Origin of the sequence: Streptomyces sp. NBC_00289, assembly GCF_041435115.1 — a bacterium.
Classification (GTDB): domain Bacteria; phylum Actinomycetota; class Actinomycetes; order Streptomycetales; family Streptomycetaceae; genus Streptomyces.
The window spans coordinates 4,828,935-4,855,907 of record NZ_CP108046.1; the positions used below are offsets into that span (position 1 = coordinate 4,828,935).

Here is a 26,973-nt window from a genome sequence, read left to right on the forward strand (position 1 = left end):
GAGGGGCGCTGTGAGCGTCAAGAGTGATCGCGCCAAGCGGTCCGGGACCGAGCGGCGCGCGTTCCCCGTGCAGCTCGAGGTGCGCGCCAAGGCGGGCGCCAGCAACGTGTCGACGGTCGAGGGGTACGCCTCGGTCACCGAGGAGCCGTTCGAGATGTGGGACTGGCTGGGTCCGTACAGCGAGGTCGTCCGCACGGGCGCCTTCGGCAAGACCCTCGCCGAGAACCCGCAGGTGCAGCTGCTGCTGAACCACGGCGGCCTCGCCATGGCCTATACGAAGGCCGGCAGCCTTCGCCTGTCGGAGGACGCGACCGGCCTGCACATGGAAGCCGACGTCTCCACGAAGCGCTCCGATGTGGGCGACATGCTCGCGGCCCTCGAGGAGGGCAGCGTCGACGAGATGTCGTTCGCGTTCCGGGTCACCCGCCAGCAGTGGTCCCCGGACTACGACCAGCGCGACATCCTCGAAGTGGACCTGCACCGCGGCGACGTGTCCGTCGTCAACTTCGGAGCCAACCCGGCTACCTCGGTCGGCGCCGTGCGCGCCGCCGACTTCGACCGTCTCGACGAGACGGACGCGCGGGCGCTGTACGAGCGCCTGCACCGCCGGTTCCAGCCCGCCGGGGCGGAGCCGGCCACCATGTCGCTGTACCAGGCGCAGGCCGTTCTTCTCGGCCTGTAGCCACCCCTGACGCCTGCACCACCTGACGCGCCGGAGTCCACGCCGGAGCGCCCTGCGGCATGCCCGCACGCGGCGCCACCACCTGGGCCACCACCCGAACGGCACGCGGGCGCGACCCATTCCACCCCATGAAGGGAGCGAGCCATGCTCGCCTACCTGCGCAAGCAGATGACAGCCGCGCTCGAAGCCCGGGCCGCGCTGAAGACCGACATCGACGGCATCGTCAAGAGTGCCGAGACGGCCGGCCGGGAGAAGCTTTCCGCGGACGAGCAGTCCGCGTTCGACGCGAAGCGTTCCGAGCTGCGTTCGAAGGACGGCGAGATCGAGGACCTCGACGCCCGGATCAAGGACCTGGAGGAGGACGAGAAGCGGGAGCAGCGTGCCGCCTCGATCCTCGCCGAGCAGCGGCAGGCCGGCGAGCGCCGTGAGCGCGTCACTGTCGTCTCGGAGCCGGAGACCTACCGCAAGGGCGGTCAGACCTCCTACTTCCGCGACCTGTTCCGCGCGCAGATGAAGGGCGACACGTCGTCCATCCAGCGCCTGTCGCGCAACGACCGCGAGGTGACCGACCGCCTGGAGCGGATCCACCGCGGCGCCGAAGAGGCCCTCCAGGGCATGGAGGCCCGCGCCCTCACCACGACGGACGGCGCGGGCGGGGAGTTCGTCCCGCCGCTGTGGATGATCAACGACTACGTCGAGCTGGCCCGAGGCGGCCGCGTCATCGCCGACCAGGTCCGCCCGATGGCGCTGCCCCCGGGCACCGACTCCATCAGCCTGCCGCGCGTCGCCACCGGTACCGCCACGGCGGAGCAGACCACGCAGAACACCGCGGTGCAGGACACGGACGCGACCACCAACTCGGTGACCGCGAACGTCGCCACCATCGCGGGCAAGCAGGTCGTCGCCCAGCAGCTGCTGGACCAGTCCCCGCTCAACATGGACCAGATCCTGCTCGCCGACCTGGCGGCGGACTACGCGGTCAAGGCCGACGCGTTCGTCATCAACAACAACGCCACCAACAAGGTCGGTCTGCTCAACGTGTCCGGCCTCAACGCGGTGACGTACACCGACGCGACGCCCACGACCGCCGAGCTGTACCCGAAGGTCGCGGACGGCATCCAGCAGATCCACACCGGGCGGTTCCTGCCCGCCGACAAGATCTTCATGGCGCCCCGCCGGTGGGCGTGGTTCACCGCGGCGGTCGACACCGCTGGCCGGCCGCTGGTCGTGCCGTCGGCGAACATGCCGCAGAACGTCCTGGCTGCCATGGGGGCCGTCGCGTCCGAAGGGTTCGTCGGCACGCTGCAGGGGCTGCCGGTCTACGTCGACCCGAACATCCCGATCAACCTCGGGGCGGGCACGAACGAGGACCGCATCATCATCCTGCGCTCGACGGACGTCATCTTCTTCGAGGGCACCCCGCAGGCTGAGGCGTTCCGCGAGACGAAGGCCGACCAGCTGTCGGTCCTGCTGCGGTTCTACAACTACGCGGCCCTGCACGCCTCCCGCTACCCGAAGTCCATCTCCGTGATCTCCGGCACCGGCCTGATCACCCCGACGTTCTGACAGGCGCCCCGGGCCGGACGGCTGATGCTGCCCGGCCCGGGCCCGCAGGGAGGCAGACATGCCCGAGAAGGAAACAGCCACCAACGTGCGCACTGGCGAGACCGTCGCCTCCGAGGTGCCCACCGCCGACGAGGCGTACATCGCGTCGCTGCGGCGCGAGCGGACCGCATACGTCGCCTACGGCCGCGAAGACCGGGTGGCGGCCGTGGACGCGGAGCTGGAGCGCTGGGGCGCCGAGCCCGAGGCGGCCGGCCCGACAGAGACCGCTGCCGAGTCGAAGCCGCGGCGCACCGCACGCGGCAGCAGCAAGAGCTGAGGCCGCCGTGGCGCTGCTGACACTGGCCGAAGCCAAGGCGCAGCTCGACATCGACACGAGCACCGACGACCTCGAGCTACAGGTGTACGTCAACGCGCTCACGGCCACGATCGAGCGGCACGTGGGCCCCGTGGAGATCCGCACCGTCACCGAGACGGTCAACTCCCGCGGGCCTGCACTGGCGCTCACCCAGGCGCCGGTGGCGTCCCTGACCTCGCTGACACCGCTGCAGATGGGCGGTACGGCCGTCGCCGTCGAGGACGTCTACGTCGACCCCGACTCCGGGGTAGTCCGCCGCGCGGACGGCGGCAACTTCTACGGCGGGCCGTGGCGGGCCGTGTACCAGGCCGGCCGGGGCAGTGTGCCGCCCACCATCAACCTCGCCGCCCGCATCCTGCTGCAGCACCTGTGGCGCACCCAGTACGGGGCGTCGCGCGGCCTGTCCGGGGTCGGCGGCGGCGACGACTACAGCGTGACCGAGCCGGTGCCCGGCTGGGGTTACGCGATCCCCAACCGGGTCCTGCAGCTGCTGGAGCCGTACAAGGTTCCGCCGGGGGTGGCGTAGTGCTGACCTCCCGTGTGCCCGCGGCCGTCGATGCGCTGTTGGCGATCCTGCGGGCCAGGCCCGCCCTGGAGGACGTGGCCATCGTGGACGGCCCCAGCGCAGTGAACCTGACCCAGCGGCGGCGCATCCACATCGGATGGCAGCCCGACGCCGAGCAGGCCGTCGCACTGGAACAGTCCTTCAACGGAGCGGGCGCCCGTACCCGCGACGAGCAGTTCGTCATCAACTGCTACGCCGAATCACGGGGCGGCGACAAGGACATGTCCTTCCGCCGCGCTGACGCCTTCGCCCTGATCGGCGAGGTCGAGCAGGCGCTGCGTGCCACGAACGAGGCACCCGAGGCGCCCACGCTGAACGGCACGGTCCTGTGGGCGGAGCTCACGACCGGCGACCTGTCCCAGTCCGCCGACGAGGGCGCCCTCGTCCGCGTCGCCTTCGCGGTCGCCTGCCGCGCCCGTATCTGATCCACACCACAAGGGAGTTCTGCCATGGCGCGTGTGCGCTACCTGGGGCCGGAGCCGGTGACCGTGCCCGAACTCGGCGACCGCGAGGTCCAGCCGGACGAGGTCGTCGAGGTGCCCGACGAGCGGTTCGAGGGCTACGTCTGCCAGACCACGAACTGGGAGCCCATCGAGGAACCCGGCGCGAAGAAGAAGACCGCGGCCAAGACGCTGCAGAAGGACGAGGGCTGATTCATGGCGATCGGATCCGGGCTCGGCGCCCAGCTCGGCGTCAGCGTCGAGTCGGCCTACGGCACGTTCGTGGCGCCGGCCAAGTTCGTGGAGTTCACGAAGGAGGGCATCGTCCTCAAGAAGACGACCGCCCAGTCCGCCGGCATCGCGGCCGGGCGGCTGCTCGCCCTGTCGGCGCGGCGTGTGGTCACGCAGCGGGAGGCCTCCGGGTCGATCGACATGGAGGTCGTCAACAAGGGGATGGGGCCTTGGCTTCAGACCCTGATGGGCACGTCGGTCACCCCGGTGCAGCAGGCGGTGACTACGGCCTACCTGCAGACGCACACCCTCGCGGACACGGCGGGCAAGAGCCTGACGATCCAGAAGGGCGTGCCGCTGACGACGGGCACGGTGACCGACAAGACGTTCATCGGCTGCAAGATCACCAGCGGTGAGTTCTCCTGCGAGGTCGGGCAGATGCTCACGGCCTCGTTCGAGATTGACGCGAAGGACTGCGACGAGGCTCAGACGCTGGCGGCCGCGTCGTACTCGAACATGTCGCCGTTCAACTTCTCGCAGATGGCCGTCAAGACGGGCAGCTTCGGGACGGAGACGGCGCGCGACGGTGTCCGCAAGGTCTCGGTCAAGATCGAGCGGCCCATGGCCGTCGACCGCTTCTACGCGGGCCAGGCCGGGCTGAAGAAGGAGCCCATCTCCAACGACCAGGTGAAGATCACCGGGACGATCGAGATGGACTACGTCGACACCACGCTCGATGACCTGCACACATCCGATGCGGCGACGTCCCTGGTGTGGGAGTTCGTGGGCCCGCTCATCGCGTCCACGTACTTCGAGACGTTCCGCATCACGCTGCCCGCGGTGAAGTTCGACGAGGCGCCGCCGACCGTGGACGGCTTCGGAGTCGTGAAGCCGACGCTCCAGTTCACCGCCCTGTTCGACGGCACCAATCAGCCGAAGATCGAATACATCTCCACGGACTCCACGCTGTGAGGTGAGCCGTGACACGGGATGTGCGGATCCTCAACACCGGCAGCCTGCTGGAATTGCAGCGGCGTCTGCGGGCCGCCGGTGGCGAGAACATCCGCTCGAGCATGCAGCGCCGTATCCGCCGCGCCGCTGAGCCGCTGAAGACCGATCTGCAGTCCACGATGCGCGGCCTGGACATCCGCAGCGAGGGCCGCCGGGGCAGGCCTGGCGGCCGCTCGCCGACCACCCGCCCGCTGCGCGCAACGATCGCCGACTCCATCCGGATCAGCGTCCGCACCGGCAGCAGTCCGGGCGCGACCGTGTGGATCGACAAAGGGCGTCTGCCGCCCGACCTGAAGAACATGCCGAAGGTCATCAACTCCGGCCGCATCCGCCACCCGGTGTTCGGCAACCGGCGCCGGTGGGCGACCCAGTGGGCGCAGCCCCCGTGGTGGGACAGCACCGTCCGCCAGCACACCCCCCGTATGGAGCGTGAGGTGGCCCGCGTCCTCGACGACGTGCGGCGCCGCCTCGAATAGGAGCAACCCCGTGATCATCATCTACTCGCCCGAGGGCGCCGAGCCGGAGAACCTCGACGCCGGCCGGATGCGCGCCTCCGAGATCCAGCTCATCGAGCGCACCGCGGACAGCCGCTGGGACGCGATCCAGGAGGCGATGAGTGAGGGCGACGTCAACGCCCTGCGCACCGTCGGCTGGGCCGTCAAGAGGCGGACCCACGCCGCCCTGCGGTACGCCGACTTCGACCCGTTCGAGGACGAGCTGAAGGTGCGCCTGGACGCGCGCGAGGTCCGCGCCTACGTCCAGCGCATCCTCGCCAAGTACGGCAGCGAGCCCGACGATCTGGCCTCCGCCTTCGACGAGCTGCGTGATTCCGCATTCGACCGCGCGGACGCCGACACCGCCATCGCCGACGCCACGGCCCCAAAAGACCCGGAGCCCGAAACGGAGCTGAGCCCAGCTTCTCCGACCGAGTCCTGACCTATCTGCCGCTGTTCGCGTTCTACCTCCACCTCACCCCGGACGACGTCGACTCCCTCACCGAGGAACGGTTCGAGCTGCTCGCCGCCTGGATCGACAACCACCAACAGGCCCAGCTTCGAGGAGGTGAGGGATGAGCCAGCGTCTGCGGTTCGTCCTCGACGGCGACGACCAGCTGTCCCCTGTCCTCAACCATGCAGGGGACGCATCCGCCCGCCTGCACCGTCGCCTCAACGACGACATGGACGCCAACAGCCGGGCGGTGCACGGCTTCACCCGGGGCGCCGACGGACGGCTGCGCGACCTGCGCGGCCGCTTCCTGTCCGTGGCCGACGCCCAGCGCGCGATGGCCGGAGGCATGCCCGACCTGACGCGCCGCCTCGGCGACGTGAGCTCCGCCAGCGGCAACGCGTCCTCAAGCCTCGGGGGTTCAGGCGGCGGCCTGGGCGGCGCCATGATGGGCGTCGCAGCAGTGGCCGGCCTGTCGCTGCTGCCCGCGCTCGGCGCCCTGGTGCCCATGGCGGCCGGGGCGGGGCTGGCCATGGGCACGCTCAAGCTCGGTTTCGCCGGAGTCAGCGAAGCCATGGCTGTGGCGGGCGACAAGAAGGAGTTCGCCAAGCAGCTCAAGACAATGTCGCCGCCCGCCCGGGAGTTCACCAAGGCGCTCGTCTCGCTGAAGAAGGAGTTCGGCGGGGTCGGCAAGGAGATCCAGAAGGCGATGCTGCCCGGCTTCACCGCGGCGGTGAAGGCCGCCGGTCCCGTGGTCAAGATCCTCGGCAAGTCCATGGTCGAGATGGGCAGCGCGTTCGGCGATGCCGCCGAGGGCGTCGGCCGGATGATGAAGGACTCCGGCTTCCAGGACTCGCTGCAGAAGAACCTGCAGCTGGGCACCGGCTTCATCCGCGACATGACGTCGGCGATGGGCCCGTTCATCCGCAGCCTGCTCGACTTCGGCGCCGCGTCCGGCCCGACGCTCAAGGCGTTCTCGGACGGCATCGGCGGCCTGCTCACCAAGGGACTGCCCGGCCTGTTCCAGGGACTTGAGCCCGGCATCGGCGGCGCGGCCAAAATGCTCGACGGCCTGTTCGCCTCCATCAACTCGATCCTGCCCGCGCTGGGACGGCTGTCCGGCGAGATGGGCCGCACCCTGGGCCCCGTCTTCGGCGAGACGTTCCGCATCCTGGGCGACATGGCGGCCGGCGCCATGGACGGCCTGGCGGGCGGACTGAAAGCGCTGAGCCCCGTCTTCCGGGATCTCACCTGGGGGCTGCAGTCCATCCGGGACCTGGCCGCCATCGTCGGCCCGACGATGGCAGACACCGGCCTGGCGATCATCGGCGCGTTCGCCCCGGTGGGCGACACAGTCAACAAGACGGCCGGACCGCTGCAGCGCCTCAACGGATGGATCAACAACAACAAGGGCGCCATCATGGAGGCGAGCCGGGTCTTCGCCAACGGCTCCATCCTGATGGTGTCGGCCGCGATCCAGATGGCCCCGCCTGTGATCAAGGCCTTCCGCATCATGTCCACGGGTGTCCTTGCCGCGATGTCCGTGATGCTGCACGGGGCGGAGGCCGCGTTCGGCTGGCTGCCCGGCATCGGCGGCAAGGTCAAGGCGGCGAGCAAGGCGTTCGACCAGTTCGCCACCGTCTACATCGGCGCCCTCAACGTGGCGGAGCGGAAGGCCAACGACTTCGCCTCGAGCACCCAGCAGCGGCTGGCCGCCGGGAAGCTGAAGCTGGACATCAACAACTGGCAGTCGCAGATCGAGGCGGCCAAGGCGAAGCTGAAGACGGTGCCGCCGTCCAAGCAGGCCGCACTGCGGGCGACCATCGCCGACCTGCAGAACAAGGTCGCCCAGGCCAAGGGCGCACTGGCCAGCATCCAGTCCCGGTCGGTGACCATCACCGCGTTCGTCCAGTACAAGGGCCGCAGCATCGCCGCGGTGTCCGCCGGCCGGATGGCGACCGGCGGCCCGATCGGATTCCCCGGCGGCGGCCCAATCCGGGGTGCGGGCACGGGCACCTCGGACAGCATCCCGATCATGGCCTCGAACGGCGAGTACATGATCAACGCCAAGTCGACGTCGAAGTACCGGCCGATCATCGAGGCCATCAACCAGGACACCCTTGGCTCCGGCCAGGGCATGGCGGGCGCGGGCGCGGCTGTGGGCCAGGGCCTGATCTCCGGCATGTCCGGCTCGGCGGCCGGAGTCGGCGCGGCTGCCCGGTCGATGGCGGCCGCGGTGACGGCCGGCGTGAAGACCGAGCTGGAGATCGCCTCCCCGTCGAAGAAGATGAAGGCGCTCGCCAAGGACGTCGGCAAGGGCCTGATCATCGGACTCACCGGTTCCCGCGACAAGATCAAGGCGACGGCCAAGGATCTGGCGACGGACATCCGTACCGCGTTCTCCGGGCGGAAGGAGTCCAGTCTCCTCAAGTACGTCGACCATCACACGGACCGACTGCTGAAGGCGGCGAAGAAGCGGGACGCCGTCGCCTCCCGGATCGCCGAGGCGAAGGCGTTCGCCGCCGACGTCACGCACGGGGCGAAGGAGTCCGCGTCCCTGTCCAACCTGGGCATGGGCGAGGGTGAGGTCACCGCGGGCGGCATCAGGGCGGGCCTCGCGGGCAAGCTGTCGCAGGTCAAGCAGTTCACCCGGTACATCGAGATCCTCGCGAAGAAGGGCCTGTCCAAGACCCTGCTGAAGCAGATCCTCAACATGGGCCCGGACGCGGGTTTCGCCTACGCGAGCGCCCTGGTCGGCGCGGACAAGGGAACTTTCTCCTCGATCAACAAGCTGCAGGGCCGGGTCAACGACGCCAGCGGCCGACTCGGCAAGGTGGGCGCCGACCGGCTGTACGACAGCGGCAAGAACGCCAGCAAGGGCTTCCTCGCTGGTCTGCAGTCGCAGCAGAAGTCGATCGAGAAGCTCATGACCGACATCGCCAAGGGCATGCAGAAAGCCCTGCGCAGAGCGCTGGGGATCAAGAGCCCGTCCACGGTCATGGCCCGCCTCGGCGCCTACTCGACGCAGGGCCTGGCCCGCGGCCTGGTCGACGGCCTGCCCGTCCTCGACCGGGCCCTCGGCACGGTGTCAGGCCGGGTCGCCGCGACGCAGCCCGTCATCGGCCGGCCCGCCGTCGCGGCCGGTGGTGGCGGGGCGACGGTGATTCAACTGCACGTCGAGGTGCGGCCGGGCGCGGATGCCGAGGCGGTGTGGTCGGAGATCCGGACCGGCCTGCTCTCTCTGAAGCGCCACCACGGCCTGGCCGAACTGGGCCTCGCGTAGACCGATCGCACAACTGAAGAGAAGGGGCATCGCATGCCATTGCTGGTCGAGATGGGATTCGGCGGCCTGGTGACCGCGCCCGAGACCATCCCGTGGGTTGACGTCAGCCGACGTGTCGACGTCCTCAAGGCAGGCGTCACCATTACCCGGGGCGCGGCCGACGAGCTGTCCGAGACGCAGCCCGGATCGGCGACGATGCGCCTGGAAAACCAGGACGGCTACCTGACCCCGGGCAACTCGGCGTCGCCGTACAACGTGCGCCGCAACACGCCGGTGAGGATCAGTCAGGGGATCATGCCGACCCTCACCGGATCGGCGCCCTACCCGCTGGCCATGCTCGGCGATGATTTCGACGACGGCACGGTCAACTCGACGCTGTGGCCCACGAACGTCGGGGGCGCCACCGAGACCAGCGAGGGCCGCCTGCGCATCCCGATGACGCCAGGCGTGGACACCAATTTCACCAGCGCCCGGCAATGGACGCTGGTGGGCAGCACGCTGACCGCGAAGCTGTGCGCCGTCCCCGCGGTGAACGGGTCCAGCAACGCGGCCGCCTCGATGTGGGTCACGAGCACCACGGCCGGCACCCGGATCGGCTGGCGCTACGACGCCCTCACCGGCGTCATCAGCGCCCAGTCCCAGGTCGGCTTCGCCGACGGCGCCCCGCTCAACCTCACCTACGACCCGTTCGATCACGCCTGGCTGCGCGTGTGGCAGGTGGGCGGCCTGGTGTACTGGATGACCAGCAGCGACGGCTACAGCTGGACGGCACGCCGATCCATCGCCACCCCCGCCTGGGTCACCAGCCAGACCCACGCCGCGGATTTCCCCACCACCCGCACCGGCGGCACGGCCGGCTACGTCGAGTGGGATCTGGTCGGCGCCACCATGCGCCCGCGCTTCCACGGCCTGGTCAACGAGTTCCCCGTCGACTGGGAAGGCCTCGTATCCCACGTCAAGATCACGGCGACGGATCTCTTCAAGCGCCTCAACCGGCAGCCCGCCCTGCGCTCGATGCTCGCGCAGGAGATCATCGAGCAGACACCGATGGTGTACTACCCGCTCACCGAGGACAGCGCCTCCACCACCGCCGGCGACATCGGCGGCAACGGCGCTCCCTCGCTGGCCATCACCCAGTCCGGGGCGGGCGGCACCCTCACCCTGGGCAGCGCGGACGGCCCGGTCGAGACGGGCGAGCAGGCCCCGGTGTTCACGCCGTCGTCGGCGACCGCCGGCAAATGGCTCAGCGTGGACCTCGGCCCCGCCTTCGAGGACCCGCCCATGCAGGCGTACCTGTGCTTCGAAGCCTGGTTCAAGACGACGACCACGGGCCGGTGCATCCTCGGCGTGCACACCCCCGACCTTGTCGACCAGCACCTGCTGTCCATCGCCCCGACCGGCGGACTACAGATCGAGTGGACCTCCGGCAACACCCCCACGATGACCACGGAAACCGTCGGCGGCCCCACAACCCTCGCCGACGGGAACTGGCACCACGTCGTGTACGACCAGCGCGAGGGCGAGATCTACCTCGACGGCGTCATGGTCGACAACTCGCTCGCCGTCCCCCGGCGGTGGGGCGAGCGGATGCTGCACGTCGGCGGCTACCGCAACAGCCGCTTGTGGTCGGGATCGATCGGGCACGTCGCCATCTACTCGACACTCACCATCAGCATGGGCTCGATCGTCGCCGACCACTACACGGCGGGCATGACCGGGTACGCGGGCGAGGACGCCGACGTGCGGATGCAGCGCCTGGCCCGCTACGCCGGCGTGGACTCTGTGACCATCCTCGGCTCGACGCACGACCCGATCGCCTCGCAGGGCCCGGCCGGCTCCACCGTCGTTGCCCGCATGCGGGAGGTCGAGTCGACCGAGTCCGGCCGGCTGTATGCGGAGCGCGACTACTACGGGCTGGCCTACCAATCCCGCGACGTCCGCTACAACCCAGACCCGGCAGGCGAAGTGTTCACGATCGCCTACGCCGACACGGAGACGGGCAACGTCGAGCTGTCCGACGACGACCAGAAGCTGACCAACTCGATTGAGGCTTCGCGGCCGGGCGGCGCGACCCAGCGGGTGACCTCACCGACGAGCATCGCCGACAACGGGCTCTACGACGCGGGCGCCCTGTCCATCCTCAAGACCTCCGACAACTCGGTGCTGGACGCCGCGAACTGGCGGGTGTCGCGCTATGCGGACCCGGAGCCCGAGCTGCGCGAGGTGGCGATCGAGGCGTACACGATGGCCAACTACCTCGACATCCTCGACGCCGACATCAGTTCGTACTTCTCCGTCACCTCGATGCCGTCGCAGGCGCCGGCGTCGACAGCCCGCGTCACCGTCGAGGGCTACACCGAGACGATCAAAGAGAAGTCGCACGTCATCCAGTTCCACACCAGCGCCACGAACAACGACTCGGTCTGGGTTCTCGGTGACAGCACGTACTCCGTCCTCGACTCCACGACGAGGTTGGCGTATGCCGAGTCGCTGTCAGCTCTCGCGCTGACGTCGGCGTTCCTGGGCTCGCAGTCGACCACACTCACGGCACTGCCAGCCGCTGCTGCCGTACTTCTTGCCGTACTCGGCACGCGGGTGGCCCGCCGGACACGTCGGGCTCTCCGGCTTCGGATGCGGGACGTACCGCGCCCTGAGCTTGATCCGGTTGCACTCAGTGCACCACCACTTCCCACGAGAGTCCCGCTTGCCGAACGCCTCGCGCGGGTGGCCCGCCGGACAGGCCGTGCGTCCCGCGTAGCGGACGGCTAGGCCGCGGCGGACGTTGTCGCTGCTCGTGGCAGGAGTGCAGTGCGCCGGGTTCACGCAGCGCCCGTTGTCGCAGGTGTGGTCGAGCGTCATGCCCTCCGGTATCGGCCCGACGAACCACGTGTAGAGCAGGCGGTACACGTACCAGGGTCGGCTGTCGTAGTGGACCTGCGGTCGGCCCTCGGCGGTGTGGCTCCCGTTCCATGACCAGCAGACTTCCGTCTGGTTGACCTTCAACATGACCGACTCACGGGTGTGCTTCATTCATCCAGTTTACCGAGACGAGTAATTATCCCGAGGACGTTTCGGGAGATTGGACCCCTGCATGCCCATCGCCGTCGTGCGCGCCGAGACGTACTACACGCCGCCACCGCGTGAGCCGGACTCCTGGGTTGGCGTGCCCGCCGCCGAGCTGGTGTGGCGGTGGATGGAGTACCGGACCGGCCGCCGCCTGATCCCGCCCGTCGACACCGTCGACGAGGTCTACTTCGCACGCATCAACCAAAACCGCTGGCTGGCGGACTGCACGTCCTGCGGGTCCGCCGCGATCGTCTCGCCCACCGACCCGCGCTTTGCCTGTACGGAATGCCAGTGGGGCTGGTGCGCGCTGGTGTTCCCCGCAGACCCGGCCGCCATCGAGGCCTCGCTGCTCGCGCTGAAGCCGGGCATGCGGAACTGGTGGAACGAGTTGGACCCCAACAACCCTGACCGGCCGGCCCCGCCCGCACCGGACCCCGGACCGATGGGTGAGAAGGCATGACGTTCGCACCGCGTACCTGGGTCGTCGGCGAGGTCGTCTCCGCCGCGATCATGAACCAGGAGATCCGCGATCAGTTCAACTCGATCTTCAGCGCGTGGACGACGTACACGCCGGCCTGGTCGAGTACGGGCACCGCGCCCGTCCTGAACAACGGCACCATGCTCGGCCGCTACCTGAAGATCGGCCGCCTGGTCATCTGCGAGATCCACATGACCTGCGGGACGACGACGACCTACGGCACCGGCAACTACAACTGGTCGCTGCCCGTCGCGGCCGCCAGCTCCGGCATCGCCCAGGTCGGCACCGCGCAGCTGCTCGGCACCGCCCGCTGGTGCGGAGAGATCGTCATCTCCAGCGCGGCCAGCAACTGCGGCGCGTTCCTGCCGATCTCCGCCACGAACACCCGCACCGACTTCCTCACCGCGACCAGCCCCGAAACCCTCGCTTCCACCGCACAGGTCCGGCTGACGTTCCTATACGAAGCCGCCTCCTGATCTTTCCCCGTCCCGCTCGCCCCGCGCCGTTGGCCGGGGCTCTCGTCATTTCTGGAGCACCCATGCCTGACCTGTGGATGCCGGGCGCGACCCGGCTCGACATAGGCGACCACGCCGCCACCGACGGCGGCCCGGCCAAGGCGATCGCCCACATCACGTGGGACCGCAATGCCACCGCCGCGAAGCCCGCCGACCTGGTCCCCTACGAGAACCTGCGCTCGTACTTCGCAGGCGGCGGCAAGGGCGTCGCCCCTCACATCCTGTGGGACCCGTTCACCGGCCGGATCACCCAGTTCGTCCCGGCGACCTCCCGGTCCAAGTCCCTCGTGGACACGGCGGGCGGCACCCGCACCAACCGGGCCGGGCGGGTCGTCCTGCAGATCGAGGCACTGTTCTTCCCGTACTGCCGGGTCGGGAAGAGCGTCTACCCGAAGCTCACCGACACCCCGCAGAAGGGGTGGGCGGACCTGCACGCCTGGGTGAAGTCCTGGGGTGTGGCCGACGCCTGGCCCAACGGCCGGCCCGAGAACTGCACGCGCAGCGAGCAGACGTGGGAGACGAAGTCCGGCTGGTACCCGCACAAGGGCGTCCCCGAGAACAGCCACGACGACCCGCTGTCCTGGCCTGCGTTCCCGGCGACGGCCACGCCGAAAGTGTCGCTGGCCCACGTCGTGTACGCGGCCCGCCACGACCCGGCCGCCGCCCAGGGCCACACCTCGCATAAGGCCGCAGTGCTGATCGTCGAGAAGGCGCTCAAGGCCGAGGGCCTGCTGCCCTCGCAGTACGTGGACGGCTCCTTCGGAACGAAGACCGTCACCGCCTACGCCCGCTGGCAGCGTTCCCCGGCCGGCGGCGGCTACACCGGCGACGCCGCCGACGGCATCCCCGGCAAGTCCTCTCTGCGGCTGCTCGCCGCCCGGCACGGCTTCACCGTCACCGACTGACCCGGAAGGAACGATCCCCCATGGCATCTCCCTCTGCCCCGATCGAGAAGAAGGTCAAGGCGTCCTCGGCGCTCGCCTACGTGGCGAGCCTCGCCGGCCTCGCGATCCTCGGCGCCCTCACCGACGACCCGTCCCTCATCTCCGGCATGCCCGACGCGCTGGAACCGTTCGTCCTCGCCCTCGTCCCGGCCGCCGCGTCGTGGATCGCCGGATGGGCGGCGCCGCACACACCGCGCTCGGACGTCTGATGCGTGCGGCGGTCCGGCGGCTCCGGCAGCAGCTGGGCCGCCGCGGAGCATTGCTCACCCTCAAGGGCACCATCACGACCCTGTACGGGTGTGCGCAGCTGGTCACGCCGCAGCCGGATCAGCGCGGCCTGTGCCTGCTGCTGCACCTGATGCCACTCCGGGCGTGGGCGGGACTGTGGGTCGCAGCCGGGATCACCGCCCTCGTCTGCGCGTGGCTGAGGCCTCGGGTCGACTGGCCCGGCTTCTGTGCCGTCTGGGCCATCACCGCGGCCTGGTCCGGGTCGTACCTCGTTTCATGGTGGCCGCTCGGCGAATACCCGCGCGGCTGGGTAGCGGCCATCATCTGGGCCGCGTTCGGAGGGGTGTGCCTGGTGGCCATCGGCTGGAGGGAGCCCACCCCCAGCAGATCGGAGACCACCGTTGAGCACTGAAATGGTGACCGCGTTCAGCGCCCTGGCCGTCGCCGTGGTGACCGCGCTCGGCGGCGTCATCACCGCCGTCGTCGGGCGCAGGCAACCCCGTCGTGCGGCACGGCGGGACGACTTCACCGCCGTCACCGACAAGCTCGGCGAGCACATCGCCCGCCTGGAACGCGAGGCAGAGCAGGACCGGCAGCAGGCCGAACACGACCGGACCCGCATCACCACCCAGGACGCCGCACTCCGATACCTCGCCGGATGGGCGCGCTCCCTCGTGGCCTACATGCGGCAGGCCCAGCTCGAACCGCCCCCGCCGCCGCAGCCCGTGCCCGACGAAGTGCGCCCGTTCCTGCACGACATCAACAACTGAGGAGACGCGATGCCGCTGCCCGCAGGCGTGGAGACGGTGACCGTATCGGCGGGCGAGCCGCTGACTCTGCCCGACGGCACGGCGATGACGGGAACCCTCCTGTTCACAGGCCCCGACCTGGTGACGATCGCCGGACAGGACACCATCGCCGGCGGCACCGTCGAAGCGCCGCTGGTCAACGGCGAGTTCACCAAGACTCTGGTGGCCACGGACGCGACGGGCATGTCCCCGACCGCGTGGACGTACCGAGTCGAGGCCGTCCTCAGCAACGCGCCGGGCTGGGTCAGGTACATCTCGCTGCCCAAGGCTTCACCGGCCGTCGTCCTCGCCGACGTCCTGGTGCCCGACCCCGTGGCCGGCACGTACACCACCCTCGTCGACCCGGCCTCGGTACTGGCAGGGGTCACGGTCACCGGCACGGCGTCGGCAGGGAAGGTGCTGACCGCGAGTTCGAGCAGCGCCGCATCGTGGCAGACGCCGTCGAGTGGAGGCGGGGCGGCGCAGCCCCGGACGGCGCGCGTGCGGATCACGAACGATGATCTCTCCGGCCTCCCGGAGGCTGCATCGTGGGCGGTCGTGCAGACCTCGGCCGGCACCCAGCTGAAGTGCTCGATCGCGGCGAGCGCGGGTGACCGGATCCTGGTGTGCCCCAACTTTCTCTACCTCGGCTCGCACTACCTCGACTGGGTGCTGCTCGACTCCGGCGGATCGATCGCCGAGTACGCGACCTCGGAGTCGTCCTCACCACCATCCGAGGGCAACCCGGCGATGTATCCCCTCACGACCCTGAGCAGGAACTCATCGTCGGAAATGTTCACCGCAGGCCCCGCGCACATCGACGGCTCCGGCAGCGTGACGATCGCGCTCGCGCATCAGGGATTGGGGACGGGATCCGGCAACCGGGTCTACGCACACCCCACGTATCCGTGGCGGCTGCGGCTGGAGAACATCTACGCCCAGCCTGCCTGACGCACGACGCGGCCCCGCTCTCCTCCGGGAGGGCGGGGCCGCTTTGTCATGGTCGGGGGTCGGAGACGAAGCTGCCCATGCCGGGCGTGGTGGTGAGCAGGCCCTCCTCGCGCAGCGCGGCCGTGGCCTTTCGCACGGTCCCGCGGGCGACGTCGAACTCCGCTTCGAGCTGCACCTCTGAGACGAGGGCGCGGGGCGGGAGTTCGCCGCTGGCGATGCGAGCGCGCAGCACGTCGGCGATCTGCTCCCACTTGGGCCGCGTCGGGTCAAAGTCGATCACCCGTCCGACTGTAGATATTCGGGCTTATCGGGGCATAGAGATGCACATCCATAGGTAGGCATGGACAGGTGTGTACAGGCTGCCTACGGTGGCTCACACACAGCAGACCCCCGCGCCGTGCGACCGGCCGGGGGCGTGGACGACTGGTTGGAGTCGACATGGCAGAGCCTACGCAAGCCCCTGGTATCGAGAACACCCCCACCGCCTACGGCTACTGCTCGTGGCACGCGGGCTACGCCGAGGGCGTGCGCCTCATCCACGCCATCGAGCAGGGATCCGGTCCGGGCCGGACCGTCTTCGCCTGCGCGCCGTGCCGCGAGCAGTTCCGCCTGGTCCCGCTCGCCGACCAGCCGTGAGCACGGCAGAGAAGGCCGACGAAAAGACGGCCGAATGCCAGCTGAGCGAGCACGCCCTGTGCTCCGGGCCGCGCGTCATCCGACGGCAGGGCGCCCCGGCCTGGGAGGTACCCATCCTCACCATCCGCTGCAGCTGCCGCTGTCACAGGACCGCCCGCCCCCGCACCCCGTGAGCATGTAGGGGGTCGGGCGAGACGGGGCCCCGGTCGTAGCGCGTCACGACCGGGGCCTTTTCCGTGCCTCCTTCGATTCGAAGGTTCGAGCAGCGTCCGCCGATGGCGCGTACAAACATGCAGGTCAGAGGGGGTATTACGGGCCTCCGCGAGAGTCTCGGAGCAAGATCCTTTTAGAGGTGTCGTAGCGGCATATTGGGGTTGCCGCTCCCGGTCCCACCGCTGACGAGGAAGGACAGCCGCGCCTCGACCAGCGCCCGCAGCACCCGGTCCCCACCCGGCGGCACCGTGCCCGCGGCCACCAGCTCGTCGAGGGTGAACGCACGCGGCCGTACGACCCGCAGCGACAGGCAGGTGCAGCCGACGGCGACCGGTGGCAGCACCGCGTGCAGCCGGGTCCCGTCGGGCAGCCGGGCATCCGCCCAGGGCCGTGCGTCGTCCAGCCGGCGGCCGGCCACGGCGGCCAGGCGCTGCGCGAGGCGTCGTACGGCCGCCGCGTCCGGGAAGGACACGGCGGACAGCTCCAGACCACCTCCCCGGTCGACCCAGACCCGGTCGGGGGCGGACACCAGCACGTCCGTCACCGACGGGTCCGCGAGCAACGGTTCCAGGGGGCCACTGCCCACCAGCTCGGAGCGCAACTGTTCGGCGGCGCCGAGGACTTCGGCGTCCCCGAGCACCCGTCCCTGCTCCCGCAGAGCCTGAGCCACCCGCGCCGGTGTCGGCTCGGCCCCGCTCTCGGCCAGCCACTGCCGCACCCCGTCCAGAAGCCCGGAGGAGGTGCTCGAGGGCGTGTCCCGGCCGGCCGCCGAATCGGACGCGGCCCCACCCCGGCGTCCCGGCCACTCGAGCCCGGAGACCGTACTCATACCGCACCCGCTTCCAGCAGCGCCCGCTCCCAGAACTCCCGGCAGAAGCGCGCGAGTGGGCCGCGGGCGGCCGCCCCGGGCGGTGTCCTGCCCCCGTCCGGCCGCAGCAGCGCGGACTCGACGGGCACCTCTCCCGCCAGGGGCAGCCCCAGAAGCCGGGCCACCTCCCGGTCGTCGAGTCCGGGCGCGTACGGCCCGCGCACCGCCAGCCGCAGGTCGCGCAGGACCATTCCGACGGCTGAGGCGACGCGACCGGCCGCCGCGACGGACCGCAGTTCGGCGGGGACCACGAGGATTCCGAGGTCGAGCTGGGCGAGGATCTCGGCGACCCCGTCGTCGACGCGGCGGGGAAGGTCGACGACGACCGCGCCTCCACGTCGCCTCGCGGCGGCGAGCACCGCCCGGACGGCCTGCGGCGGGACGGCCACGCAGTCGCCACGGTCCCAGCTGAGCACCCGCAGCGAGTGCAGCCGCGGCAGCGACTCCTCCAGCGCGCCCCCACCGACCCTCCCCCGGGAGGCGGCGAACGCGGGCCAGCGCAGTCCTTCAGCCGTCTCCCCGCCGAGGAGCACGTCGAGTCCGCCGCCCAGCGGATCGGCGTCGACGAGGAGGGTGCGCAGTCCTTCGCGCGCCGAGGTGACGGCGAGCGCACAGGCCAACGTGGATGCTCCCGCCCCGCCCCGGCCGCCGATGACGCCGACGGTGAGGGCGGGCCGACCCACCCCCTCGGCCACGTCGGCGATGCGGTCGACCAGCCACTGCTCGCCGTCGGGCAGCATCAGGACATGGTCGGCGCCGATCTCGACGGCCCTCCGCCAGACGCCCGAGTCGTCCTGGTCACGGCCGACCAGCACCACCCCGCGTCTGCGCGCGGCTCCCCGCACCCGCCGTGCGGCGTCGTCGCCGACCAGGACGAGCGGCGCGGCCTCCCAGCGGCCCCTGCGCTCGGGCACTCCGTGATGTACCTCGGGTGTGGCGCCGGCCGCCGCGCACAGGCGCAGCAGGTCGTCGAGCAGTTCGGCGTCCTCGGTGACGATCAGCGGTGCGCCCGCCCGCCCTCCGGCGGCGGGTGTCGGATCGTGTGTGACGGTTCCGGCCACGGTCTGGTCCCCCTTCGCTGCATCTCTCGCGCAGCCCCTGCGGCCACGCGATTCCCAAACGTGTGAAGAACCGGCAAGCGGCCTCCCTATGAACGGCCGATACGAACCGGCCAAACGCCTCCGCCTAACCGGAACCGGTCGTGAAGTCGGCACCGGCGGGAAGCGCTGCAATCACGGTGCAGCCATCCGGGAAATCGAGTGGATCTTGGTCGATAACTGTGGACAACTCGACGCCTGTGAATATCGCCGTCACCCATACCGGTGACGCCCGCACCGGTTGCTGCGCGACTTCCACAGAGCAGCGCACCGACTACACACGGTGATGAATCGCGGGCATGCGAAGGGGGCGACCTCGGCCGCCTCACAGCGGCATCGCGGCCGCGCACAGAAAGGGAGAAACCCATCCGGACATGCGACGACCCCCGCCGGGGGGGAGAGCGGGGGTCGCCTTCACGGCCGACTCGGGGGGGAGGAGTCGGACCGCGTTAGCACGGTCGCGAACGATCCGTGACTTCCATGGTGTACCCGAGAGGCTTCTCAGGCAAACCAACGCGCCTACCTTACGCCGAATGGGCTGCGCCTATGCTCGGGGCGTGGAAAACCACTCCTTGCCCCGCACAGCGGCCTTCTTTGACCTGGACAAGACGGTCATTGCGAAGTCGAGCACGCTCACCTTCAGCAAGTCCTTCTACCAAGGCGGCCTGATCAACCGCAGAGCCGCCTTGCGCACCGCATATGCCCAGTTCGTCTTCCTCGCGGGCGGCGCCGACCACGACCAGATCGAGCGCATGCGCAAGTACCTGTCAGCGCTGTGCCGAGGATGGAACGTCCAGCAGGTCAAGGAGATCGTCGCCGAGACGCTGCACGACATCATCGACCCGATCATCTACGACGAGGCCGCCTCCCTCATCGAGGAGCACCACACCGCCGGCCGTGACGTCGTGATCGTGTCCACCTCGGGGGCCGAGGTGGTCGAGCCGATCGGCGAACTGCTCGGCGCGGACCGTGTGGTGGCGACCCGCATGGTCGTGGGAGACGACGGCTGCTTCACCGGAGAGGTGGAGTACTACGCCTACGGGCCCACGAAGGCGGAGGCGGTCAGGGAACTCGCCCAGTCGGAGGGGTACGACCTGGAGCGCTGCTTCGCCTACAGCGACTCGGCCACCGACCTGCCGATGCTGAAGTCGGTCGGCCACCCGCACGCCGTGAACCCGGACCGCGCGCTGCGCCGGGAGGCACTCGCGCGCGGGTGGCCGATCCTGGACTTCCACCGACCGGTGCGGCTCAAGCAGCGGTTCCCCGCGTTCTCCGTGCCGCCCCGTCCGGCGCTCGTGGCGGCCGCGGCCATAGGCGCCGCGGCCGCCACGGCCGGTCTTGTCTGGTACGCCAGCCGACGCCGGGCCGTGATTGCCTGACGGCCCCTCCAGCACGGTCGGCTGACGCGCCTTCAGCACGGCGACCCGACTGAGCCCACCGCCGGTCCACGACTCTGTCGACGACCTGAGCGCCCGTGCGGCGATCACACGGAATTCAACCAGTCCGTTTTTGAATCGTTTAGACCTAAAAGTAAAGATGTGCAGCCAGGGGTTCCGCTTGCCCTGGACCAGGAGTACAAAGGGATTAACGGCCCGCGAGACCAAGGACATCCGAGAGGATCACCTTCAATAACGCATTCCGGCCCCACGGACCGCGCATGAACACTGAGCACCCACGCGACGTCGACCCGTCGATTACGGGCCAGCCGCACCAGGTGACGGGCAAAGTCCCGACCTGATGGGCGACACACAGAGGACGCTTGGTAACCCGGTGAACATGCCAGCGGCGGTACGAGTCCTCGTACCGCCGCAACCCTTGTGGGCCCCCTTCGCTGGGGCCTTTCCTCGTTATGCCGCGCCGCGCTGCAGCGCCTCGCACACCGCGGTCGACTCGCGCGCCCCCAACTCCGCCGCCCGGCCGCAGTGGCCGATCCAGGCGGCCATGCCCTCGGGAGTGCCGGAGACATAACCTTCGAGCGCCGCCAGGTAGGCCGCGCGGCCCAGTTCGGCGTGGCCGACCTCCGCCGGGCAGACGGACTTGGGGTCGAGACCACTACCGACCAGGACGATCCGCTCGGCCGCGCGCGCGACCAGGCCGTTGTGGGAAGTGAAGGGGCGCAGCGCGAGAAGTTCGCCGTGCACGACCGCGGCCGTCACCAGGGCCGGGGCCGAACCGCCCGCGATGATCAGCTCGGAGAGCCCTTCGAGACGGCCCGACACCTCGGCCGCGCCCGGCAGCGGCAGCTCGATCAGCGGCTCGTCCACCGGCTCGCCGTCCTGGCGCGGGCGGCCGACCTCGTCGTTCTTGCCCGCGGCCGCGACCAGATGCAGCCGGGCCAGCACGCGCAGGGGTGACTGGCGCCAGATCGAGAGCAGCTGCCCCGCCTCGGCACTCAGCCGGAGCGACGCGCCCACCACACGCGCCTCGTCGTCACCACTGAAGTCGGTACGCCGACGTACCTCTTCCAGGGCCCAGTCGGCGCCGGACAGCGCGGCCGAGCCGCGGGAACCACGCAGGGCCGCCTCAGCGGTGATCTCGTTGCTGCGGCGCCGCATGACCCGGTGCCCGTAGACCCGGTCCACGGCCTTGCGCATGGACTCCACGGACTCGGCCACCCCGGGCAGCGAACCCAGGGCCGCGAGCGGATCGGCGGTCGCGCCTGTCGTACTCATGAGTACGACCCTACGCACCCCGAGGGGCTCCGCTCTCCCCACGATGGAGTGGTCTTCTTCACGCCCGCCTGCCACACAAAGCTATCGCTCGACTACCCTTGGTGAACATGAAAATTGCTTTCGTCGGGAAGGGCGGCAGCGGCAAGACCACCCTGTCCTCCCTGTTCATCCGCCACCTCGCGGCGTCCGGCGCCCCGGTCATCGCGGTCGACGCCGACATCAACCAGCACTTGGGCCCCGCCCTCGGCCTGGACGAGGCGGCCGCCGCCGCGCTGCCCGCGATGGGCGAGCGACTGCCGCTGATCAAGGACCACCTGCGCGGCTCCAACCCACGGATCGCCTCCGCCGAGGTGATGATCAAGACGACTCCGCCCGGCGAGGGCTCACGGCTGCTGCGGGTGTGCGAGAACAATCCGGTCTACGACGCCTGCGCCCGGCCGGTGGAACTCGACGGCGGCGCCGTCCGTTTGATGGTCACCGGCCCGTTCACCGAGGCCGATCTGGGAGTGGCCTGCTACCACTCCAAGACCGGCGCGGTGGAGCTCTGCCTGAACCACCTCGTCGACGGCCCCGGCGAGTACGTCGTCGTCGACATGACGGCGGGCTCCGACTCCTTCGCCTCCGGCATGTTCACCCGCTTCGACATCACGTTCCTCGTCGCCGAACCGACTCGTAAGGGGGTCTCCGTCTATCGCCAGTACAAGGAGTACGCCCGCGACTTCGGCGTTGTCCTGAAGGTCGTCGGCAACAAGGTGCAGGGCCAGGACGACCTCGACTTCCTCCGCGCCGAGGTCGGGGACGACCTGCTCGCGACGGTCGGGCACTCGGACTGGGTGCGTGCCCTGGAGAAGGGCCGGCCGCCCCGGTTCGACCTCCTGGAGGACGCCAACCGCCGCGCCCTGCGCCTGCTGCACACGGCCGTCGACGCGACGTACGAGCTGCGCGACTGGGAGCGCTACACACGGCAGACGGTGCACTTCCACCTGAGGAACGCCCAGTCCTGGGGCAACGCGCGTACCGGGATCGACCTGGCGGCGCAGATCGACCCCGGATTCGTACTCGGCGAGGGAGTGACAGCGAACGCCTGACACCGATCCGGCCGAACACCGGACGGCGGACCGGACAGACGCCTACGTATGACGCCTCACGCGTACTCCGGACGGCCTACCGCTTGACCGCCGGCGCCCCGGGCACGCCCTTCGGGGCCGGGGCGGGGTGGCCCGTCAGGAAGGATGCCCAGCCCTGCTTCGGGGCCTCGCCGACCTTGAGGGTGCCCAACTTCCGGATCACCTGCGGGTCCTGGGCATCCAGCCAGTCGGCGAGCTGCCGGAAGGACAGGCACCGCACCTCCGCCTTGGTGCACACCCGCTCGACGACCTCCTCGACGGCACGCATGTAGGTGCCGCCGTTCCAGGACTCGAAGTGGTTGCCGATGACCAGGGGCGCCCGGTTGCCGTCGTAGGCCCGGTCGAAGCCCTTGAGCAGGCCGTCGCGCATCTGGTCACCCCAGAAGTCGTACTTACCGGGGTCGCCCTGGGTCGTGGTGCCGGACTGGTTGACCATGAAGTTGTAGTCCATGGTGAGCTGCTGGTAGGAGTGCCCGGGGAAGGGCACGAGCTGCATGGACAGGTCCCACAGGCCACTCTTCTTCGTCGGCCAGAGCTGCTCGTTGACGCCGCTGGTGTCATAGCGGAAGCCCAGTTCGCGAGCGGCGGTCATGAAGTTCTTCTGGCCTTCGAGGCAGGGGGTCCGGGCGCCGACGAGTTCCTTGTCGTAGTCGAAGGGCAGTGGGGCCGCCTTCTTCATGCCGGTGTTGGTCTTCCAGGACTTCACGAACTGCTTCGCCTGGGAGATCTCGTCCTTCCAGTCGTCCACCGACCACTCGCCCACTCCGCCGTTCTTGCCGCAGAAGTGGCCGTTGAAGTGGGTGCCGATCTCGTTGCCCTCGAGCCATGCCAGGCGCAGCTGCTTCACCGTGTCGGAGATGCCCCGCTCGTCGTTGAAGCCGATGTCGGAGCGGCCCGGGGAGTGCTGCGGCGGCCGGTAGAGGTCGCGCTTGTCCTCCGGCAACATGTACACGCCGCTGAGGAAGTAGGTCATGGTCGCGTCGTTCGCCCTGGCGACCTTGCGGAAGTGGGAGAAGAGCCGCTGGCTGTCCTCGCCGGCGCCGTCCCAGGAGAAGACCACGAACTGGGGTGGCCGCTGACCGGGCTTGAGGCGCTCGGCTCTGGGCAGGTGGGGCTGCGCTCCGGTGTACGCGGTGGAGCCGTCGCCGATCAGGCGCAGCACGTTCTTCGGTGCCGGGGCCGGCTTCGCCTTCTGCGGGCCGGAAGCCCCTGCTCTGGAACCGTCGGAGCCGATCGCACAGCCGGCGAGCGACGCCGCACAGACCGCGGCTAGAGCGGCGCCCGCGGCGAACCTCTGGGTGGTGGCCATGTTCCGCCCACCTTCTTCCTTCTCTCAGGCCAACGCCGGTGAGGGCGTTTTCTGGTGCTGCCTGCCGGGACGGGCCGCAGCGCCGCCAAGGTCGCACGCGACCGAGAAGGAATTAGTACGACAAGCCGATGAAATGGCCGCATCACCCCTCTGGGTGACTTATTAACCCATTTGCACAGAAAGTCTATGCCAGCCCTTTACTCTGAATTACGATCCATTTACTGAGCGTTGAATCATCCCGCCGCTGCACGCCGTGACCCCACGGCCGCGACCCGACCCCCCGTCGTCGACGGGGGACCACCTGATCCGCGACCGCGCTGCCCCGGAGGAGACGGGAACCATGTCAGCCTGCGTCCCCACCCGCGCCGCCGACTCGAGTCGGACCGAGCGCGCCCACCAAGCCCACAGCCCGCCACCGGCCCCGCCCCGCCGCTTCCGTGTAGCGGGCGCCGACCTCTCGGCCTCGATCGCGGTCTTCCTGATCGCCCTACCGCTGTCTCTCGGCATCGCCCTTGCCACGGGCGCGCCCCTTCAGGCCGGCCTCGTGGCGGCCGCCGTCGGAGGGCTGGTCGCCGGATGGCTCGGCGGCGCCCCGCTCCAGGTCAGCGGCCCCGCCGCCGGCCTCACGGTCGTCACGGCCGACCTCATCCACCACTACGGATGGCGTACGACGTGCGCCATCACCGTGCTCGCCGGATTCGCCCAGATCGGCCTCGGCTGCCTGCGCGTGGCCCGCACCGCCCTCGCCGTCAGCCCCGCCATCGTGCACGGAATGCTCGCGGGCATCGGCGTCACCATCGCCGTCGCCCAACTGCACATCGTTCTCGGCGGCACTCCGCAGAGCTCCGTCCTCGACAACCTGCGCTCGCTGCCTCACCAACTGGCCAACCTGCAGCCTGCCGCCGTCTCGGCGAGTGTGCTGACCCTCACCCTGTTGCTGCTCTGGCCGCGGATTCCGGGGCGGGCAGGGCGTCTGCTGCGCAGAGTTCCGGCCGCGCTCGTGGCGGTCGCCGGGGCGACGCTGGCCGTCTCACTCGCCGGGCTGACCCTGCCCAAGGTCGATCTGCCCTCCTGGAGCAGCCACGCCCTGGCCGGACTCCCCGAGGGTCCGCTGCTCGGCCTCGTCGCCGCCGTACTCACCACCACGCTGGTGTGCAGCGTGCAGTCACTGCTCGGGGCGGTCGCCGTGGACAAGTTGGTGACGGGGCGTCCGGGTCTGCCCGCCCGGGTCGGCCGGTCCGACCTGAACCGCGAACTGTTCGGACAGGGCGCCGCCAACATCGTCTCCGGCACACTCGGCGGCCTCCCGGTCGCGGGGGTCGCCGTCCGCAGTTCGGCGAACGTGAACGCGGGTGCCGTGAGTCGGAACTCCACGATGCTGCACGGCGTTCTCGTAGTAGTCGCCGCACTGCTGATGGTCCCGATCCTGGAGTTCATCCCGCTCGCCTCGCTCGCCGCCCTGGTGATGGCCGTCGGCATCCAGATGGTGTCCCTGCACCACATCCGTACGGTGACCCGCCACCGAGAAGTACTCGTCTACGTCGTCACCACACTCGGCGTGGTGGTCCTCGGCGTCCTGGAGGGCGTCGCGCTGGGGATCGCCGTCGCCGTCTCCGTCGCCCTGAACCGCCTCGCCCACACCCGGATCACCCACGAGGAGAAGGAAGGAGCCCATTACGTACACGTACGGGGGCAGTTGACGTTTCTCGCGGTTCCGCGGCTCAGCCGGACCCTGCACCTCGTCCCCCAGGGGACCCATGCGGTCGTCGAGTTGGACGGATCGTTCATGGACCACGCGGCGTACGAGGCTTTGCACGACTGGCAGAACACGCACATCGCGCGGAGCGGCTCCGTCGAGCTGACCGGCTGCCGCGCCGCGACCCGCAACGCCGAGCCCCCGGTCCCCCTACCTCCCGATCTCGCTCCGGTCGGCGTGATCCCGATGGCGGGCTGCCGTTGCCGCCCCTGGACCCCCTGGCGCAACCACCAGTGCGAGCTTCCCCAGCTCGCACCCGCACCGGGCGGGCACCTGGACGGAGCAGCCGCAAAGGGTCCCGACGGGGACGGCGGGACCGACCAGTCCGGAACAAGCGGACCGGGCGGATCCGCAGTCGCGTCGGGCACGGGGGTCGTGTCGGGCGCGGGAGTCGGCTCGGGCACCAGTTCCGACGGCGACGTCAAGGCCAGGTCCAACGCCGGCTCCGGAGCAGGCCGCGGATCCAGTGGGCACGAACTGGCGCGAGGCATCAGTGCGTTCCACCGCAACACCGCCCCCCTGGTCAGGGACGAGCTGGCGCGGCTGGCGCGCGAGGGGCAGCGGCCGACTCAGCTCTTCCTCACCTGTGCCGACTCGCGGCTGGTCACCTCGATGATCACCTCCAGTGGTCCCGGCGACCTCTTCGTGGTGCGCAACGTGGGCAACCTCGTCCCGCTGCCCGGCCAGGAGAGCGGGGACGACTCGGTAGGAGCGGCCATCGAGTACGCGGTGGACGTGCTGAAGGTGCGCTCCATCACGGTGTGCGGGCACTCCGGGTGCGGGGCCATACAGGCCCTGCTCAGCTCCGAGCCGGGCGGTGCCCAGACACCGCTCAAGCGGTGGCTGCGACACGGGTTGCCCAGTCTGGAGCGCATGGCCGACGAGAGCCGGCCGTGGGCCGGGATCGCCGGACGGGCGCCCGCCGACGCCGTCGAGCAACTCTGCCTGACCAACGTGGTCCAGCAGTTGGAGCACCTGCGTGGCCACGAGTCGGTGGACAGGGCCCTGCGCGAGGGGGAGTTGGAGCTTCACGGGATGTACTTCCACGTGGGCGAGGCACAGGCCTACCTGCTCGTCGGGGCGGACGACGGTGAGCTGTTCGACCACGTCCGGTCGGCCGACCTGCCCGCGTGAGAAATCCCTCGTCCGGTCCCGGGACCGCGTCCGGGGTCACGGGACCGTTCCTGTGGCCCTGGGCCGGCCGCCCGAGGAGTGAGGGGGTGCCTCGCGCCCCGATCGGCGGCCGG

General features: G+C 70.0%; 26 protein-coding genes and 2 pseudogenes. 21 read left to right on the forward strand and 7 right to left on the reverse strand.

What is annotated here, in order from left to right; all coding sequences use genetic code 11:
• The first annotated feature begins 10 nt into the window (after positions 1–10).
• From OG985_RS21835 to OG985_RS21875, 9 genes are all read left to right on the forward strand, one after another.
• The gene (locus OG985_RS21835; protein ID WP_371670021.1) at positions 11–682 is read left to right on the forward strand and encodes an HK97 family phage prohead protease; all 672 of its coding nucleotides are present in this window, start codon (positions 11–13) and stop codon (positions 680–682) included.
• A gap of 144 nt (positions 683–826) precedes the next feature.
• Complete coding sequence (locus tag OG985_RS21840; RefSeq protein WP_371670022.1) at positions 827–2,248, forward strand: phage major capsid protein; 1,422 nt, start codon at positions 827–829, stop codon at positions 2,246–2,248.
• A gap of 58 nt (positions 2,249–2,306) precedes the next feature.
• Positions 2,307–2,564 (forward strand): hypothetical protein, encoded by a 258-nt coding sequence (locus OG985_RS21845; RefSeq protein WP_371670023.1) that lies wholly within the window; start codon positions 2,307–2,309, stop codon positions 2,562–2,564.
• Between the two features lie 7 nt (positions 2,565–2,571).
• Positions 2,572–3,129, forward strand: a complete 558-nt coding sequence (locus OG985_RS21850; protein ID WP_371670024.1) for a head-tail connector protein — start codon at positions 2,572–2,574, stop codon at positions 3,127–3,129.
• Positions 3,129–3,593: a hypothetical protein gene (locus OG985_RS21855; protein ID WP_371670025.1), complete on the forward strand. Its 465-nt coding sequence runs from the start codon at positions 3,129–3,131 to the stop codon at positions 3,591–3,593. The genes OG985_RS21850 and OG985_RS21855 overlap by 1 nt, the downstream gene beginning before the upstream one ends.
• A gap of 24 nt (positions 3,594–3,617) precedes the next feature.
• A complete protein-coding gene (locus OG985_RS21860; protein WP_371670026.1) occupies positions 3,618–3,821 on the forward strand; it encodes a hypothetical protein in 204 nt (67 codons plus the stop codon).
• Between the two features lie 3 nt (positions 3,822–3,824).
• On the forward strand, positions 3,825–4,811 hold the full coding sequence (locus OG985_RS21865) for a phage tail tube protein (protein ID WP_371670027.1): 987 nt from the start codon (positions 3,825–3,827) through the stop codon (positions 4,809–4,811).
• A gap of 8 nt (positions 4,812–4,819) precedes the next feature.
• On the forward strand, positions 4,820–5,326 hold the full coding sequence (locus tag OG985_RS21870) for a hypothetical protein (RefSeq protein WP_371670028.1): 507 nt from the start codon (positions 4,820–4,822) through the stop codon (positions 5,324–5,326).
• Positions 5,327–5,336: 10 nt separating this feature from the next.
• Positions 5,337–5,786: a hypothetical protein gene (locus tag OG985_RS21875; RefSeq protein WP_371670029.1), complete on the forward strand. Its 450-nt coding sequence runs from the start codon at positions 5,337–5,339 to the stop codon at positions 5,784–5,786.
• Between the two features lie 22 nt (positions 5,787–5,808).
• On the opposite strand, the gene OG985_RS21880 is transcribed toward OG985_RS21875, so the two are convergent.
• On the reverse strand, positions 5,809–6,126 hold the full coding sequence (locus OG985_RS21880) for a hypothetical protein (RefSeq protein ID WP_371674457.1): 318 nt from the start codon (positions 6,124–6,126) through the stop codon (positions 5,809–5,811).
• 2,985 nt (positions 6,127–9,111) lie between these two features.
• Between OG985_RS21880 and OG985_RS21885 the strand changes: the two genes are divergently transcribed.
• Complete coding sequence (locus OG985_RS21885) at positions 9,112–11,847, forward strand: LamG-like jellyroll fold domain-containing protein (RefSeq protein WP_371670030.1); 2,736 nt, start codon at positions 9,112–9,114, stop codon at positions 11,845–11,847.
• An 18-nt stretch (positions 11,848–11,865) separates the two neighbouring features.
• On the opposite strand, the pseudogene OG985_RS21890 reads toward OG985_RS21885, so the two are convergent.
• Positions 11,866–12,108 (reverse strand): annotated as a pseudogene (locus OG985_RS21890) (HNH endonuclease); the annotation flags it as partial.
• Positions 12,109–12,169: 61 nt separating this feature from the next.
• Here OG985_RS21890 and OG985_RS21895 point away from each other — a divergent pair.
• The 7 genes from OG985_RS21895 (at position 12,170) to OG985_RS21925 (ending at position 16,048) form a co-directional block, all read left to right on the forward strand.
• A complete protein-coding gene (locus OG985_RS21895) occupies positions 12,170–12,604 on the forward strand; it encodes a hypothetical protein (protein WP_371670031.1) in 435 nt (144 codons plus the stop codon).
• Positions 12,601–13,098: a hypothetical protein gene (locus OG985_RS21900; protein WP_371670032.1), complete on the forward strand. Its 498-nt coding sequence runs from the start codon at positions 12,601–12,603 to the stop codon at positions 13,096–13,098. Before OG985_RS21895 ends, OG985_RS21900 begins: the two co-directional genes overlap by 4 nt.
• Positions 13,099–13,160: 62 nt before the next feature.
• A complete protein-coding gene (locus OG985_RS21905) occupies positions 13,161–14,042 on the forward strand; it encodes an endolysin (RefSeq protein WP_371670033.1) in 882 nt (293 codons plus the stop codon).
• A gap of 20 nt (positions 14,043–14,062) precedes the next feature.
• Complete coding sequence (locus OG985_RS21910) at positions 14,063–14,290, forward strand: holin (protein WP_371670034.1); 228 nt, start codon at positions 14,063–14,065, stop codon at positions 14,288–14,290.
• Positions 14,254–14,721 carry a hypothetical protein gene (locus tag OG985_RS21915; RefSeq protein ID WP_371670035.1) on the forward strand — a complete coding sequence of 156 codons (468 nt, stop codon included), beginning with the start codon at positions 14,254–14,256 and terminating at the stop codon, positions 14,719–14,721. Before OG985_RS21910 ends, OG985_RS21915 begins: the two co-directional genes overlap by 37 nt.
• Entirely contained in the window at positions 14,711–15,079 is a 369-nt protein-coding gene (locus tag OG985_RS21920; RefSeq protein ID WP_371670036.1) for a hypothetical protein, read from the forward strand. Before OG985_RS21915 ends, OG985_RS21920 begins: the two co-directional genes overlap by 11 nt.
• A gap of 9 nt (positions 15,080–15,088) precedes the next feature.
• Entirely contained in the window at positions 15,089–16,048 is a 960-nt protein-coding gene (locus OG985_RS21925; RefSeq protein WP_371670037.1) for a hypothetical protein, read from the forward strand.
• A gap of 46 nt (positions 16,049–16,094) precedes the next feature.
• Here the strand turns inward: OG985_RS21925 and OG985_RS21930 are convergent, their stop codons facing one another.
• Positions 16,095–16,328, reverse strand: a complete 234-nt coding sequence (locus OG985_RS21930; RefSeq protein WP_371670038.1) for a GntR family transcriptional regulator — start codon at positions 16,326–16,328, stop codon at positions 16,095–16,097.
• Between the two features lie 158 nt (positions 16,329–16,486).
• Between OG985_RS21930 and OG985_RS21935 the strand changes: the two genes are divergently transcribed.
• On the forward strand, positions 16,487–16,684 hold the full coding sequence (locus OG985_RS21935) for a hypothetical protein (protein WP_371670039.1): 198 nt from the start codon (positions 16,487–16,489) through the stop codon (positions 16,682–16,684).
• A 364-nt stretch (positions 16,685–17,048) separates the two neighbouring features.
• Here OG985_RS21935 and OG985_RS21940 read toward each other — a convergent pair.
• Together OG985_RS21940 and ssd are read right to left on the reverse strand one after the other, a co-directional pair.
• Positions 17,049–17,726 (reverse strand): annotated as a pseudogene (locus OG985_RS21940) (ATPase, T2SS/T4P/T4SS family); the annotation flags it as partial.
• Positions 17,723–18,826 carry a septum site-determining protein Ssd gene (gene ssd / locus OG985_RS21945; protein ID WP_371670040.1) on the reverse strand — a complete coding sequence of 368 codons (1,104 nt, stop codon included), beginning with the start codon at positions 18,824–18,826 and terminating at the stop codon, positions 17,723–17,725. The pseudogene OG985_RS21940 and the gene ssd, both read right to left, overlap by 4 nt.
• Positions 18,827–19,395: 569 nt before the next feature.
• Here ssd and OG985_RS21950 point away from each other — a divergent pair.
• On the forward strand, positions 19,396–20,241 hold the full coding sequence (locus OG985_RS21950) for an HAD family hydrolase (RefSeq protein WP_371670041.1): 846 nt from the start codon (positions 19,396–19,398) through the stop codon (positions 20,239–20,241).
• Positions 20,242–20,709: 468 nt separating this feature from the next.
• Here OG985_RS21950 and OG985_RS21955 read toward each other — a convergent pair whose 3' ends face one another.
• On the reverse strand, positions 20,710–21,534 hold the full coding sequence (locus OG985_RS21955; protein ID WP_371670042.1) for an oxidoreductase: 825 nt from the start codon (positions 21,532–21,534) through the stop codon (positions 20,710–20,712).
• 107 nt (positions 21,535–21,641) lie between these two features.
• Here OG985_RS21955 and OG985_RS21960 point away from each other — a divergent pair, with 107 nt between their 5' ends.
• Positions 21,642–22,622, forward strand: a complete 981-nt coding sequence (locus OG985_RS21960) for an ATP-binding protein (RefSeq protein ID WP_371670043.1) — start codon at positions 21,642–21,644, stop codon at positions 22,620–22,622.
• Between the two features lie 76 nt (positions 22,623–22,698).
• On the opposite strand, the gene OG985_RS21965 is transcribed toward OG985_RS21960, so the two are convergent.
• Complete coding sequence (locus OG985_RS21965) at positions 22,699–23,970, reverse strand: hypothetical protein (RefSeq protein ID WP_371670044.1); 1,272 nt, start codon at positions 23,968–23,970, stop codon at positions 22,699–22,701.
• A gap of 340 nt (positions 23,971–24,310) precedes the next feature.
• Between OG985_RS21965 and OG985_RS21970 the strand changes: the two genes are divergently transcribed.
• Positions 24,311–26,860, forward strand: coding sequence for a bifunctional SulP family inorganic anion transporter/carbonic anhydrase (locus OG985_RS21970; protein WP_371670045.1), 2,550 nt, complete (start codon positions 24,311–24,313; stop codon positions 26,858–26,860).
• Positions 26,861–26,973 lie beyond the last annotated feature (113 nt).